This is a genomic window from Streptomyces sp. NPDC014995, from assembly GCF_043080745.1.
GTDB lineage: Bacteria > Actinomycetota > Actinomycetes > Streptomycetales > Streptomycetaceae > Streptomyces.
On sequence record NZ_JBIBVX010000006.1, the window covers coordinates 290,140 to 304,134 of the forward strand.

General features: G+C 71.1%; 15 protein-coding genes. 1 reads left to right on the forward strand and 14 read right to left on the reverse strand.

Features of this window, described 5'->3' with window-relative positions:
* Positions 1 to 15: 15 nt before the first annotated feature.
* The 14 genes from ACF1A1_RS14950 to ACF1A1_RS15015 all read right to left on the reverse strand — a co-directional run bounded on the left by ACF1A1_RS14950 (position 16) and on the right by ACF1A1_RS15015 (position 12,016).
* Complete coding sequence (locus ACF1A1_RS14950) at positions 16 to 648, reverse strand: OmpA family protein (RefSeq protein WP_391999983.1); 633 nt, start codon at positions 646 to 648, stop codon at positions 16 to 18.
* A 6-nt stretch (positions 649 to 654) separates the two neighbouring features.
* On the reverse strand, positions 655 to 1,236 hold the full coding sequence (locus ACF1A1_RS14955; RefSeq protein WP_391999985.1) for a hypothetical protein: 582 nt from the start codon (positions 1,234 to 1,236) through the stop codon (positions 655 to 657).
* Positions 1,237 to 1,270: 34 nt separating this feature from the next.
* A complete protein-coding gene (locus ACF1A1_RS14960) occupies positions 1,271 to 1,897 on the reverse strand; it encodes a pilus assembly protein TadG-related protein (RefSeq protein ID WP_391999987.1) in 627 nt (208 codons plus the stop codon).
* Positions 1,894 to 2,088, reverse strand: coding sequence for a hypothetical protein (locus tag ACF1A1_RS14965; RefSeq protein ID WP_391999988.1), 195 nt, complete (start codon positions 2,086 to 2,088; stop codon positions 1,894 to 1,896). Before ACF1A1_RS14965 ends, ACF1A1_RS14960 begins: the two co-directional genes overlap by 4 nt.
* A gap of 166 nt (positions 2,089 to 2,254) precedes the next feature.
* Positions 2,255 to 3,052: a response regulator gene (locus ACF1A1_RS14970; protein ID WP_391999989.1), complete on the reverse strand. Its 798-nt coding sequence runs from the start codon at positions 3,050 to 3,052 to the stop codon at positions 2,255 to 2,257.
* 34 nt (positions 3,053 to 3,086) lie between these two features.
* Positions 3,087 to 4,577 carry a sensor histidine kinase gene (locus tag ACF1A1_RS14975; protein WP_391999991.1) on the reverse strand — a complete coding sequence of 497 codons (1,491 nt, stop codon included), beginning with the start codon at positions 4,575 to 4,577 and terminating at the stop codon, positions 3,087 to 3,089.
* A gap of 18 nt (positions 4,578 to 4,595) precedes the next feature.
* Positions 4,596 to 5,483 (reverse strand): DUF5936 domain-containing protein, encoded by an 888-nt coding sequence (locus tag ACF1A1_RS14980; protein ID WP_391999993.1) that lies wholly within the window; start codon positions 5,481 to 5,483, stop codon positions 4,596 to 4,598.
* Positions 5,484 to 5,505: 22 nt separating this feature from the next.
* A complete protein-coding gene (locus ACF1A1_RS14985) occupies positions 5,506 to 6,450 on the reverse strand; it encodes a type II secretion system F family protein (RefSeq protein ID WP_391999995.1) in 945 nt (314 codons plus the stop codon).
* Between the two features lie 256 nt (positions 6,451 to 6,706).
* A complete protein-coding gene (locus ACF1A1_RS14990) occupies positions 6,707 to 8,044 on the reverse strand; it encodes a CpaF family protein (protein ID WP_391999996.1) in 1,338 nt (445 codons plus the stop codon).
* A gap of 25 nt (positions 8,045 to 8,069) precedes the next feature.
* Positions 8,070 to 8,453 carry a TadE/TadG family type IV pilus assembly protein gene (locus ACF1A1_RS14995; RefSeq protein ID WP_391999998.1) on the reverse strand — a complete coding sequence of 128 codons (384 nt, stop codon included), beginning with the start codon at positions 8,451 to 8,453 and terminating at the stop codon, positions 8,070 to 8,072.
* Positions 8,454 to 8,685: 232 nt separating this feature from the next.
* Positions 8,686 to 9,078 carry a TadE family protein gene (locus ACF1A1_RS15000; protein ID WP_392000000.1) on the reverse strand — a complete coding sequence of 131 codons (393 nt, stop codon included), beginning with the start codon at positions 9,076 to 9,078 and terminating at the stop codon, positions 8,686 to 8,688.
* Positions 9,079 to 9,082: 4 nt separating this feature from the next.
* Positions 9,083 to 10,333, reverse strand: coding sequence for a CpaE family protein (locus tag ACF1A1_RS15005; RefSeq protein WP_392000001.1), 1,251 nt, complete (start codon positions 10,331 to 10,333; stop codon positions 9,083 to 9,085).
* A 13-nt stretch (positions 10,334 to 10,346) separates the two neighbouring features.
* Positions 10,347 to 11,054, reverse strand: coding sequence for a Flp pilus assembly protein CpaB (gene cpaB / locus ACF1A1_RS15010; RefSeq protein ID WP_392000003.1), 708 nt, complete (start codon positions 11,052 to 11,054; stop codon positions 10,347 to 10,349).
* A 68-nt stretch (positions 11,055 to 11,122) separates the two neighbouring features.
* Positions 11,123 to 12,016, reverse strand: a complete 894-nt coding sequence (locus ACF1A1_RS15015; RefSeq protein ID WP_392000004.1) for a hypothetical protein — start codon at positions 12,014 to 12,016, stop codon at positions 11,123 to 11,125.
* Positions 12,017 to 12,257: 241 nt separating this feature from the next.
* Between ACF1A1_RS15015 and ACF1A1_RS15020 the strand changes: the two genes are divergently transcribed.
* Positions 12,258 to 13,955, forward strand: a complete 1,698-nt coding sequence (locus tag ACF1A1_RS15020) for a chitinase (RefSeq protein WP_392000006.1) — start codon at positions 12,258 to 12,260, stop codon at positions 13,953 to 13,955.
* Positions 13,956 to 13,995: the final 40 nt, after the last annotated feature.

A 13,995-nucleotide genomic window follows, 5' to 3' on the forward strand; every position in this document is an offset into this window, starting at 1 on the left:
CGCGGACAGCCTTCCTCAGCTCGCCGTCCGCGGGAACGTCACCTCCACTCGGCGGTTCTTCTTGCGGCCGGCCTCCGTGGAGTTGTCCGCGATGGGGTACTGCTCGCCGTAGCCGCGTACCTCGAAGGTGATGTTCGGGTCGTTCAGGTCGCCGGCGAGGGCGGCCTGGACGGCGTCGGCGCGCTGCTTCGACAGGACGTCGCCGTGGGCGGACGAGCCGAGGTTGTCCGTGAAGCCGAAGACTCGGACCCGGGCGGCGTTCTGCGTCTTGATCTCCTGGGCGATCGCGGCGATGCGGGCCTTCGCCGTGGCGCTGAGCTTGGCGCTGTCCTTGCCGAAGAGCACCTCCGCCTGGAGGGCGAACGTCACGTCCGCGTTGGTGTCCTCCCGGCGTTCGTCCCCGGTCTGGTCCTCGACGACCTGCTTGATGTCCAGCACCTTGGGCTCGGCGAGGGTGGCGCCTTCCGGGAGCTTGAGGTCGGGGTCGTTGGGGTCGACTTCGACGGGGGCGGTGGCGGTGGGTTCGGTGCCTGGGGGGACGCTGGGGCCGTCGGCCCGGGCGGGGGGTGGGGAGGTGAGGAGGAGGGTGGTGGCGGCGGCGATGACCGTGAGGCGTGGGGTCAGGCGTCGGGTGCCGGGGTGGGTCATGGTGGATCACCCGGAGATCGTGATCGTGGCCGTAGCGAACGTCGGCAGTTGGAAGGTGACGTCGGCGATGTCGGACGGGGGCGCCGGGAACTGCATGAAGACGGCCAGGCTTTCGCCTGCCTTGACAGTGGAGAAGCCCGTGGTTGTCAATGGCCGACCGTCCGTGTCACGCAGCACGTAGTACCGCTTCTTCCCCTTGGGGTCGACGAGTGTCGCCCCGCCGAGTGACCTGCCGTTCCTGACGATCTCGGTTTCGTTCCCGCTCAGTGCGGCAGGGACCACGATGCTCTTTTCGCCATCGTTCTTCAGATTTCCGTTCACTGTCACGAAGCCGCCCGCATCACGCTGGGCAGAGGTGATCTGGAGGAGCAGTCCGTCCGAACCCTTCGTCTCCGCCAAGGGCGCCTCCGACTGCCCTTCCTGAGCGCTCGGTCGGGATCCGGTCTCCCGGGAAGCGGACGCCGAGCTCTCGGACTTCTTGTCGTCGTCGCCACCACCACCGCAGCCCGCAACACCGACAGCCAGACCGGCCGCAACGGTCACTGCGGCCATCCCCCTGCGGGCCTTCCTAGTGAACCGCATGCTCATGCCTCTGCTTCCTTCGTCGCTCGTCGTTCGCTTGTCAGTCGGCCAAGTGGACGTCGAAGAGGTCCTGTGGCTCCGGTAGATCGGAGAGGTCGTCCGGGTCCAGGGGCCAATCCCGGTCCTCGCAGGTGAGCTGCGGAAGAACCTCGGCCTCGGCCTCGCCCTCACCCTCGCCCTCACCCTCGCCTACGCCAGGGAGGTCGAACGTGCAGAGCGGCTCGATCACGGCGGAGGCGGTGGCCCTGGAACTCACGCTCTCCGTACCGGGCACAACGGAGTTTCCGACGGCCTTGTTGGTCCGCACCGCGACGGTGTAGCCCAGAGGACCGTCAGGATCGCAGCTCTCCACACCGGCGTCGTTCTGGGCGGCCAGCTCATAGGCCCTCCAGCATGACGGCGTGAGCCCTTCGGCGAAGCCGTCGAAGATGGCCTGCCACCGGGTGGGGTCGAGGACGTGCGCCGCCCACGCTCCCGCGAGCTGGTCCCGGGTGTCCTGGGCTGCCGCGAGCGCTGCCGCGTCGGCCGCCGTCTGCGCGCCGTTCCGGTTCGCCGCGGCCTGACCGACCGCGAGGTAGGCGAACGCGAGAAAGAGCAGACCCGCCACCACCGTGATGTAGATGGGGAAAGCCTGCCCTGCGTCGCCGCTCCCGCGCGGCTGCCTCAACCGCCGGTGACCTCGGCGATCTTCGCAGTGATCGCGTCGTAAATCGACTGCCCGATGTCCGTCCCCGTGATCGCCAACACGATCGCCACCACCACCGCGATGATGCCCAGGTACTCCACCGCCGTCTGGCCCTCGTCGCGTGCGGTGCGGGATCGGATGGACGCGACCGTGGTGTTGATCCAGTTGGTCATGCTGTTCCCCTCCAGGTGTCGCGTGACCGGCGTCGGGCGTGCCGGTGCCGCTGTCGGCTGGGGGAACGTATGCCTGGGCGGACCGTCGTGTGGAGGGTCCCAGGGCCCAATCGCGGGCCCAACGGGGGGTTCGGCGGCGGGTCGTCGTCCACTCTGTCACCGGGCGTCACCCCAGTCCTCGGTGGGACGTCGCCGTCGCGCCGAGCCACTTGGCCGCGGCTTGGGAGCGGCTGCTGCTGTGCAGTTTGGCGAAGATGCGGTTGATGTGGTTCTTGACCGTCTTCTCGCTGATGAAGCAGGTGGCGGCGATCTGCTGGTTGTTCATGCCGGATGCGATGAGGTCCATGATCTCCGCCTCCCTCGTGCTGAGTCGGAACTCCCGACGTGACTGTCCCACAGGCGGTTGCAGTTGCGAAAGCTGTTTTGGAGAACTCGTGAAAAATGGGGGTAGTGAGGCTACGTCATTGTGTGCAGTCGCACTCGTACGGAGCTGGGCCAGTACGGCTGTCGCCGCCGTCGGGGTGAGGTGCGCCTTGCCCGCCCCGATGTCCCGCACCGCGGACACCAGTTCCTCGACGGTGAACTCGCCATGGACGAGGTAGCCGCCGGCCCCCCGACGCAGCGCCTCCTCCACGATCCGCGACTCTCCGCTGTACGTGAGCATCATGACCGGGGCGATCGGCACCAGGTGGGGCAGCGCCGAGATGCCGTCCACGCCGGGCATGCGGACGTCCAGCAGGACGATGTCCGGCCGGTGGTGGCGGGTGGCCTCGTAGGCCTCGCGGCCGTCGGCCGCCTCCGCGACGACGGTGATGTCCTCGCGGCCGGACAGCAGGGCCGTGAGGCCGGCGCGGACCACGGGGTTGTCGTCGGCGATCACGACCCGCAGCGGTGTGCGCGGGCCCGGCGGCGGCCGGAGGTCGTCGAAGGGGTTCGGCGGTGGCTGCGGTGATCGGTCCGGCATGGGCGGCCTCCTTTCGTCGTGGGGGAACGGCGCGTCACTCGAGGGCCGACGCGGTTGCCAGGGGCAGTTCGAGGCGGACCTCGGTCCCCCTGGAGTGGGGGCCGCGGCCGATGTGGAGGCGGGCGCCGATGGCGGCGGCCCGTTCCACCATGCCGACCAGGCCGAAGTGGCCGTCGCGGCGCAGTTGTTCGAGCGTGGTGCCGGGGGGCAGGCCGTGGCCGTCGTCCAGGACGCTCAGGCTGAGCAGTTCGCCGCCGTGCACGTCTGCTCGTACCTCGACCCGGGTCGGATCACCGTGACGGTGGGCGTTGTCCAGAGCCTCCGCGGTGATGGTGAGGAGTTGGCGGGCCACCGTGCCCGGGACGGGGAGGGCGGCGCGGTCGGACGGCGGATGGAACGTGGTCGGGCGTCCTGAGCGTGCCGTGAACTGCTGGGCCAGGGAGGACAGTTCGGGCAGGGCGTCGATGTGCGGCGCCGGGGCCGGGTCCCGGCGCAGGTCGGTGAGGAGTTCCCGGGATTCGGCGGCGGCTCGGCGTGCGGCGCGGGCGACCAGTTCGGCTTGTTGCCGCAGGCGCGCCGGGTCCGTGGTCGTCGCTCCCGCCGAGCGGGCCAGGCCCTCCGCCGCGAGGGCCAGGCCGTGCAGGGTCTTGGCCACGGAGTCGTGCATCTCGCGGGCCAGCCGGGCGCGTTCGGCCGCGACCGCCTCGGTGGCGGCGAGGCGGGCCCTGACGGTGCTCAGAGCGTGGGTGGCCGTGCCGAAGCGGAGCATGAGGTTGCGCAGGGTGGAGCCCATGGCGCCCGTGATGACGCACAGACCGGGCAGCAGCAACCGCTCCGCGAGGCTCACCTGCGAGGCGTCTTCGAGGGCGGCGTGGACCAGCAGGAGGATCAGCGACTGGAGGGAGGCGAAGCAGGCGGCGCCCCGCCAGCCGTAGACGATGCCGGCGAGGAGGGGGGTGCAGACGCTGACGTAGGCGAGGGTCGTGTCCGGGCCCGCGGAGACCAGCAGCAGCGAGCCGAAGAGGGTGTCCACGGCCAGGAGGGTGGGGTGGCGCAGGAGGAGGGGGCCGAAGCGTTCCCAGTCGCGGAAGAGGACGTACGAGCCCATGAAGGTGACGACCACGGCCGCGCCCACCAGACGGGCGCCCAGGCCCGGGGAGGCGTTGAGGAGGGCGGCGGGGGCGGCGAGGGCGATCATGGCGAGGCGGAAGCCGAAGACCTGACGGCACATCGCCTGGAGGGCGTTGACCTGGAGCGGGATGGGCGTGTCGGAGCGCGGTGAGGCGGAGGCGTCCTGGCTCGTGGCGGTGTCGTCCGGAGCGCCGTCGATCACGGGTGGGTCGATCGCGGGTGAGGCGATCGCGGGTGAGGCGATCGTGGAGTCGACAGCGGGTGAGTCGTCCTCGTACGCGGGGTGCGCGGGTTGTGGCTCGCGCCGTGTGACGGGGGTCGCGCGGGCCGCCGGTGCGGGGGGTCGCGCGCGACGCCTCCGCAGGCCGCCGCGTCCCCTCGTGAGCGTCGTCATCACCGTCACACCGTCCTCCTAGTCGCCCGTGAGTGGGCTGAAGTCCGTGCCGGAGCCGAGCAGCAGGCCCGCGCCGAGGAGGAGCATCGTGGCCGGGACCATGAACGTGGTGATCATCAGCGTGGCCCGGGGCACCGCGCGGGCCGCCCGGCGGCGTGCGTTCTGGGCGTCCGTACGCCGCATGTCCTTGGCGATCGCGACCAGCGTGTCGACGATCGGCGCGCCCAGTTCCTCGCCCTGCTGGAGTGCCGTCACGAACATGGCGACCTGCTCCGAGTCGTTGCGGCGGCGCAGCTCGGCGAAGGCCTCACGGCGGCTCACGCCCAGGTCCATCTGCCGGAGCGTGATGCGGATCTCGTCCGCCCAGGGGCCTTCGTACTTCGACGCCACCCGGTCCAGCGCCTGCCGGAAGCCGAGGCCCGCGCTCACCACGACCGCGAGGACGTCCAGGAAGTCCGGCAGGGTCCGTTCGATCACGTCCTTGCGGATACGGATCGCCGACCAGATGCCGACCTCGGTCCAGAACACGCCGAAGGCGAAGAGGAGGAGGGCCAGGACGACATCGCCCCGCAGCAGGAACACGACGCCGCCGAAGCCGCCCAGGGCGCCGTACACCGCCCGGCGGGCCGCGTAGCGGTCGATCGTCAGGCCGCCCGGGTTGCCCGCCAGGTCGATCCTGCGGCGGTACTTGGCGACCTGCTTGGGCCCCATCATGCGCAGGACGGCGGGCGCGTACCGCATGCCCAGACGGTCGACGAGCGAGTCGACCGCGCCCGTGCGCGTGGAACCGACCTCCAGCGCCAGTGCCAGGTCGGCGGGCAGTCGGGCGTCCGCCCGGTACATGCGGATGCCGGTGAAGACGCCCCAGACGCTGAGGCCCATGACGAGTGCGAGCAGGATTTCCATGGTCCGTGTCCTCCCAGGCCGCTCAGACGTCGATCCGGGACATACGGCGGATGAGGAGGAAGCCGACCGCGTACAGGCCGAAGGCGATGATCACGGCGGCCTGGCCGAGCGGCGAGCCGGTCATCCGGTCCAGGGCGCCGTCCTTCACGCCGTTCATGAGGAAGAGGGAGCCCACTCCCAGCACCGGCACCGCGTACGACGTCATGCTCACCTGCGACAACTGGGTCCGCACCTCCCGCCGGGTCTCCTTCCGCTCCTCCAGCGTCTCCGTCAGGTTCCGCAGCGCCCCCACGACCTGTCCGCCCGCCCGGTTGGAGAGGACCAGCGTCGTGACGAGGACGACGAGTTCCCGGGAGGGGAGGCGGTCGGCCAGTTCTCCCAGGGCGTCGTCCATGGAGTGTCCGATGGCCAACTGGTCCGCGACCTTGGCCAGTTCCTCACCGGCCGGAGCCTCCAGTTCTTCCGCCGCCATGCCGATCGCGGTGCGCAGGGCGAGGCCCGCGTGGGTGGCGTTGGCCAGGATGCGGGCGAGTTCGGGGAGCTGGTTGATGAACCGCTCGATGCGTTTCTGACGTTGCCAGTTGAGGAACTGCCATGCCGCCCAGATGCCGAGGAGGCCGGCCAGGGGGCCGAAGAAGGGGGCCAGGGTGGCCTGGCCGATCAGCCACAGGGCCACGACCGTCGCCAGCATGTAGGCGAAGAACTCGCCCGGCGTCACGTCCAGGCCCGTCGCCTGGAGTTTCCGTTCGAGTGCGCGGCCCAGGGTCGTACGGCGCAGGCGGCGGTCCAGGGTGCGGAAGCGGCGCCGACGGCCGGTGAGCACGGTCTGGCCGGTGGAGGACAGGCGGTCGACGAGGGCCGCCCGCTGGGCCCGGCCCCGCGCGTAGGTGTGCAGGCCCGCGACGGCCAGGACGCAGGTCAGCAGGGTCACGCCGGTGGTGAGGGTGATCAGGGTCTGAAGATCCATGGGGCCGTGTCCTGTCCGTCCTGTCTGCCTGTCAGTCCTGCCTGCGGGTTCCGCCGGGGGGCGGGGCCACCTGCCTACTCGGCCCGGTCGGCCTGCGTGCCTGTTCGGTATGCGTGCCTGTTCGTATGCGTGCTTGTTTCGGTATGCGTGCTTCTCGGTCTGCCTGCCTGTTCCGTCTGCCTCCCTGTTCTGTCTGCCTGTTCCGTCCGGGTGCCTGCTCCGTCCGGGTGCCTGCTCCGTCCGGTGCCTGTTCGGCCTACCTGGCTTCTCGGGTCGTGAGTTCGTCGAGTGTGCGGGCGACTCCGAAGGCCTGGGGAATGGGCTGGCTCGCCATGTAGAGGCGGTCCGCGGCGCGGCGCGGGAGCGGGAAGTACTCGAAGGCGCCGTGGATGCGGCCGTCCGCCGCCATCGGCCGGGCGTTGAAGCGGGCGATCGTCGCCAGGCGGTACGGCTCTCCGCCGTGGCTGTCGAGCAGCGCGATCTCCGTCACCCGGCGCGCCCCGTCCGCGAAGCGGGTGAGCTGGACGACGACGTCCACGGCGCTGTTGATCTGGTCGTGGAGGGCAACGAAGGGGATCTCCACGTCGGACATGGAGGCCAGGGTCTGCAGACGCATCAGCGCGTCCTCCGCGCTGTTGGCGTGGACCGTGGCCAGGGAGCCGTCGTGGCCCGTCGACATCGCCTGGAGCATGTCGAGTGACTCGCCGCCCCGGACCTCGCCGACCACGATCCGGTCGGGGCGCATCCGCAGCGAGTTGCGGACCAGGTCGCGGATGGTGATGCGGCCGTTGCCCTCCACGTTCGGGGGGCGGGACTCCAGGCGGATCACGTGCGACTGCTGGAGCTGGAGTTCCGCCGAGTCCTCGATGGTGATGATGCGTTCGCCCTCCGGGATCAGGCCCGAGAGCGCGTTCAGGAGGGTCGTCTTCCCGGTGCCCGTCGCACCGGAGACGATCACGTTGAACTTCGCCTGCACCAGGCCCGCCAGCAGGTACAGCATGGGCTCGTCCAGCGAGCCGAAGCCGATCAGTTCGTGCAGGGTGAAGGAGCGCGGGAAGCGGCGGATGGTGAGGGTGGGGCCGGTCAGCGACAGCGGGGGGATGATGACGTTGACGCGTTCCCCGGAGGGGAGACGGGCGTCGACCATCGGGTTCGTCTCGTCCACCCGGCGGTTGACCGTCGAGACGATGCGTTCGATCGTCTGCATCAGCTGGTCGGTGGAGGCGAAGCGGAGAGGCAGCTGCTCGACCCTGCCCGCCCGTTCGACGAAGATCGCGTCCGGGCCGTTCACCATGATCTCCGTGATCGACGCGTCCTCGAGGAGCGGCTCCAGGATGCCCAGGCCGAGGGCCTCGTCGACCACCCTGCGGATGAGCTGCGAGCGTTCCACCGTCGACAGCACCGGGCCCTCGCGGCTGATGATGTGCCCCAGCACCCGTTCCAGGCGCGCCCTGCGCTCGGCCGCCGCCAGCGAACTCATCTCGGCGAGGTCGATCTCCTCCAGCAGCTTGGCGCGGTACGAGGCGACCAGGTGGCCGTCCTCGCCCCGGCCGCCGTTCTCCTCGGGGGAGGTGATGCGTGCGCGCAGGCTCATGTCCGGTGCCTTCCTTCACGGGCCTTCAGTGGTCGACCGGCATCGTGGCGGTCTTGCGGGCCTGGCCGAAGTCCCCGACCCCGGGGATGACGGACGGGATCGTGACGCTGGAGGTGACCCGGACCTCGTCGCCCAGGTCGGCGGGCGAGCAGCTCGTGCCGTCGGCCAGCCAGTCGCTGACCGCGTTCTGGCAGGCGCCCTGGACGCCCTCGTCGAGAGACGCGCTGCGGGCGCCGGCCCGGGCCGCCGTCCCCGCCTGCTGGGCCGCGTACGCGACCAGGCCCAGTTGTACGGCGGCCAGCGCGACGATCAGCAGGATCGGCAGGAAACCCAGGTACTCCAGAGCCACTTGACCCCGGTCCCGGCCCGCTCGCCCCCGCCCCTGCCCCCGGACCGCCGACTCCCCCATCCGGCCCACCAGACCCCGGCCCCCGACCACCCGGCCCCGATCCCGGCCCGCTCGCCCCCGGACCGCCGTCTCCCCCATCCGGCCCCGGTCCCAGCCCGCTCGCCCCGGCCCCCGCCTCCGGACCGCCGGCTCCCCCGCCCGGCCCACCAGACCCCGGCCCCCGACCACCCGGCCCCGACCTCGGACCGCTCGCCCTCGACCCCGTCGGCCGGCACCCCTCCCGTACGCCATCTCAGTCGTCCTCTTCCTCTACGGCGCCCGCGTGGCCGTGCACCGTGAACGGGAAGGCGATCGTGCCCGGGAAGAGGACGGGGACGCGCAGCCGGACGTCCGCCGTCACGTACCCCGCCGACGACGAGCAGCTCACCTCGGCGCCCGCCTGCCACGCGTCCGACAGTTTCTCCGTGCCGGCCTGTTCGCACACTGCCTGCCGCTCCCCCCGGTGCGCCGCGGTTCCCGCCCGCACCGCCTCGTCGGCAGCATTCCCCGCGAGCGTGAAGGTGTACCCCAGCAGCACGAACTGCCAGACCAGCACCAGGGTCACGATGATCAGCGGGGTCATGCCGAGGAACTCGATCGTGACCTGGCCCCGGTCCCGGGCTCCGCGCACCGTTCGTAAGGACATCCCCTCAGTCCTTCCTCCGTCGGAGCACCACCGAGCCCCGGTCCCCGCCCCGGCCCCGTCCGCCCCGGCGCTCGGCGCCCTCCGGTGTCCTCACCAGGCCCAGCTCGCCGGCGAGCGCCCACATCGCCTGGCGGACGGTGCCCTTGGCGTCGAGGGCGTGGACGCGGCCGGCGTCCACGGCGGCCTGGAGTTCCTTGAAGTGGGCGGGGATCGTGGTGGTGGCGACGGCCGTGCCGGTGATCTTCCGGATGAGCGTGGGCTGGATCTCGGTGGCGCGGCTGTGGCGGTTGACCACGACCGTGGTCTCCTCGGCCTTGCGGATCTGGAGGCGGTCCCACATGCGGACCGTGCGCTTGGCGCCCCGCACCGCGACCACGTCCGGGGTGGTGACGAGCAGGGCCGTGTCGGCCATCTCGACGGCGGTCGCGCCCGCGCCGCCGAGCTGCGCGCCGCAGTCGACGACGACGACCTCGTAGCGGGAGCGCAGGGCGCTGACGATCTGCCGGGCGGCGCGGTCGGTGACCTCCTCGCCGCGTTCCCCCTCGCCGGGGGCGAGGAGCAGGGCCACGCCGGTGTCGTGGCGGAAGACGGCCTCGGCGAGGATGCGGGGCGAGATGTCGGCGATGGCGGCGAGGTCGACGACCGAGCGGCGGAACTGGACGTCCAGGTAGGAGGCGATGTCGCCGGTCTGGAGGTCCAGGTCGACCAGGGCGGTGGGGCGGCCGGACGCCTGGGCGGCCAGGGCGAGTTGGACGGCGATGAGGGTCGCGCCCACGCCTCCCTTCGCGCCGCTGACGGTGACGACGGTGCCGCCGACGCCGGTGAACACGTCGCCGCCGTGGCCGAGATGACGTCGTACGCCGACCGACCACTGGGCGACCGCCTGGACGCGGTTGGCCAGTTCCTCGTAGTTCAGGGGCAGGGCGACCAGGCCGCGGGCGCCGGAGTCCATGGCCGCCGCGAAGAGGCCGGGGCTCGCGTCGGTGGTGACGAGGATGACGCCGACCGCGGGGAAGCGCAGGGCGACCTCGCGGACGAGTTCCAACGCCGGTACGGGGCCGACGCGCTCGTGGACGATCACGACCTCGGGCAGTTCGTCGACCGACTCGGCGGCGAGTCGGGCGAGGGTGTCGACCAGCTGGGTGGAGTCGGCGACCGGGGTGACCGGTTCGGCGTCCGGGAGCTGGCTGAGCAGGGTGGTGAGGGAGCGGACCGCGTCCGCGTCGCCGACGGCCGGGAGGATCCTCGTGGGCATGGGCGGCGGCCTCTCACTTGTCCGTGGCGAGTTCGTACGTACGGTCCTGTTCGGGGACCGCGGTGTCGGTGCCGGGCGCCACCAGCGCCAGCCGGACGCGCTTGGCGAACGACTCGGCGTACGTGATGCGCTGGGCGTCGAGGGTGGACAGCGCGAAGGTGATCGGGACCGCGTCGGTGGGCTGCCGTCCGCGGGTGTCGGCGTCGGGTTCGAGGGCGGTCAGCTCGCCGACGTCGAGGACGCGGGCGTTGGTGACGATGATCTTCGACTGGTCGGGGTCGCTCTCCTTGGCGCCCTCGAAGGTGGCGTAGACGTTGACCGAGGAGCCCGGGGTGATCTTGCCGGCGACGCCCGTCGCCGCGTCGATCATGATGGCGACCTCCTGCTGGCCGGGCTGGAGGGCGGGCTGGGCGACGATCATGTCGCTCTGGAGCAGGGAGCCCTTTCTCAGGGTCGTCACGGCGATCTTGCCGCGGATGGCGGCGAGATCGGTCACCGCGTTCTCGGAGAGCCAGCGCTCGGGCATCTCGATCTTCTCGAACTGGCCCGTGGTGAGCGGGGTGTAGGGCGCGATGTCCGACCTGAGCCGGTACGCGGCCACCTCGGGGCCGACCTTGGACTCCACGTCGTTGATGACGGAGAGGACGCCGGCGAAGGCGCCCAGGGCGCACAACACCGACAGGAGCAGGAGAATCACGCCGCGGCGCTGACGGGAGTTCATGAGCCGTGCAACCTCGTTGGGGGTCGGGTCGAGCGGACGACGGGTACGGGCAGTGCGGTGGACCGGGGTCAGCCGCCGGCGGTGAGCGCGCGGCTGTGGCGGCCACCCGCGGTGAGCGCGCGGACGGGGCCGGTCGTCTCGTGGGCGGGCGGCGGGGTGGCGGAGCAGAAGACGCAGCGGTCGCCGATGACGTCGATGCCGCACCAGTGACAGACCGTCTGCCGTACGGAGGTGACCAGTTGGTAGAGGACCGACAGGTCGGGCAGGTAGGCGCAGAACTCGACGAGCTTGCCGGTGCCCCACCAGTCGGCGGACTCGGCGGGCAGCTCCGTCTCGCGCAGGCCCTGCACCTTCCAGGCCGGGGCGAGGGTGCCGGTGACCCAGTCGGACTGGAGCTGTCCCCGGGCGACCAGCATCCAGGTGCCGAACTCGGGTCCCGGCAGGGTGGTCTCGGGGGTCACCTTCACCAAGTGCGGCTGCGGGTGGGCGAGGACGCCGAACTGGCTGCCCGGGACCCAGGACCGGGCGTGCGACTTCAGGCCGACGGGGATCCGGTCGAGACGGGCGACGGAGGCGAGCAGGGCACCGGTGTGGATGTAGTGGATGAGCAGCCGTCCGGCCGAGGCGAGGACGCCGGGACTGAGGTCGCAGGAGGCGAGCTGGCGTAACTGGCGTGCCAGGACGGCGAGTCCGAGCGGGGGCAGTTCGGGCCGGAACAGGGCGATGCGGTCGCTCTCCAGGAGGGAGCGGATGGTGTACAGCCGGTGTTCGACGGCCGCGGGGACGGCCCGCGAGTAGAGGACGATCAGGTACCCGTGCTGCTCGACGAGCATCTGGACGTCGGCGACGGCCTGGTCGAGGGGCCGGCGGTCCAGGCCGTCGAGGACGGCGGCGGGCACGGTCCGCTCGTCCTGCGGCGGCAGCGCCAGGTCCGCACCGGTCACGGCAATGGCAGTTGGCACGCGCAGCTCCCCGATTCCCGCGGTCCGGCCCACCGGTGTGTTACTCCGGCGCACCGAGGTGACTTCATTGCGTGACTACCTCAGCACTGTATCCACGCCCCTGTGGCCGGAGAACCACTTTCCGTGGCTGCGCAACAACTGCTCTTCCCTCAACCCAGGACAGAACGGGGCAGGTTACGCACACGCACCCTCCACGGGCCGACACCTTGACAACACAATTGGTCTGGACCAACTTGTTGTCATGTCCCCACACAAAAGATCGACACGGTTCTGGTCCGGAGCGGTGACCGCCGCCCTGACCCTCTTCCTGTCCCTGGCGGGCGCGGCTCAGGCGTCCGCCGCGGACGTCAACAACGCCAAGAACGCCGGCTTCGAGTCCGGCCTGACGAACTGGACCTGCTCGGCGTCGAGCGGTACGGCCGTCTCCTCCCCCGTGCACGGCGGCACCGCCGCCCTCAAGGCGACCCCGGCGGGCCAGGACAACGCCCGCTGCACCCAGACGGTCGCCGTCACACCCAGCTCCACCTACACCCTGAGCGCCTGGGTGCAGGGCGGCTACGCCTACCTGGGCGCGACCGGCACCGGCACCACGGACGTCTCGACCTGGACCCCGGACTCCACCACCTGGAAGCAGCTGTCGACGAGGTTCACCACGGGCGCCTCGACGACCTCCGTCACGGTGTACCTGCACGGCTGGTACGGCCAGGCCGCCTACCTCGCCGACGACGTCTCGGTGCACGGCCCCGACGGCGGCGGTGGCGGCGACCCGGCCCCCACGATCCCTGCCGCACCGAGCGGACTCGCCGTCTCCGGTACGACCTCCTCGTCGGTGTCCCTGACATGGAACCCGGTGTCGAACGCCACCGGCTACAACGTCTACCGCGACGGCACGAAGGTGACGGCGGCGACCGGCACGTCCGCGACCGTGACCGGCCTCGCGGCCGCCACGTCGTACGGCTTCCAGGTCACGGCGACGAACGCGGCCGGCGAGTCGGTGAAGTCGGCGGCGGTGACGGGCAGGACGGCCGTGACCGGTGGAGACGGCGGGGGCTCGCTGCCCAAGCACGCCGTGACGGGCTACTGGCAGAACTTCGACAACGGCGCCACGGTCCAGAAGATCTCCGACGTCCCCGCCCAGTACGACATCATCGCCGTCGCCTTCGCGGACGCCACGACCACGCCGGGCGCGGTGACCTTCACCCTGGACTCGGCCGGGCTGGGCGGCTACACGGTGGACCGGTTCAAGGCGGACGTGCGGGCCAAGCAGGCCGCGGGCAAGAAGGTCATCATCTCGGTCGGCGGCGAGCGCGGCACGGTGACCGTGAACGACGCGGCGTCGGCGGCGAACTTCGCGAACTCGGTGTACGCGCTGATGCAGACGTACGGCTTCGACGGCGTCGACATCGACCTGGAGAACGGCCTCGACGCGACGTACATGACGCAGGCGCTGCGGGCGCTGTCCGCGAAGGCGGGTCCGTCCCTGATCATCACCATGGCACCGCAGACGATCGACATGCAGTCGACCTCGAACTCCTACTTCCGCACGGCCCTGAACATCAAGGACATCCTCACGGTCGTCAACATGCAGTACTACAACAGCGGTTCGATGCTGGGCTGCGACGGCAAGGTCTACAGCCAGGGCTCCGTGGACTTCCTGACCGCCCTGGCCTGCATCCAGCTGGAGAACGGCCTCGCCCCGTCCCAGGTCGGCCTCGGCCTCCCCGCCTCCACCCGCGCCGCGGGCGGCGGGTACGTCTCGCCGACGGTGGTCAACAACGCCCTCGACTGCCTGACGAAGGGCACGGGCTGCGGTTCGTTCAAGCCGCCGCGCACCTATCCCGAGCTGCGGGGCGCGATGACGTGGTCGACCAACTGGGACGCGACGGCGGGCAACGCGTGGTCGAACGCGGTGGGGGCGCATGTGCACGGGTTGCCGTAAGCCCTTCCGGGGGTGAGGCCGGACGACACCTGGTTGCCGT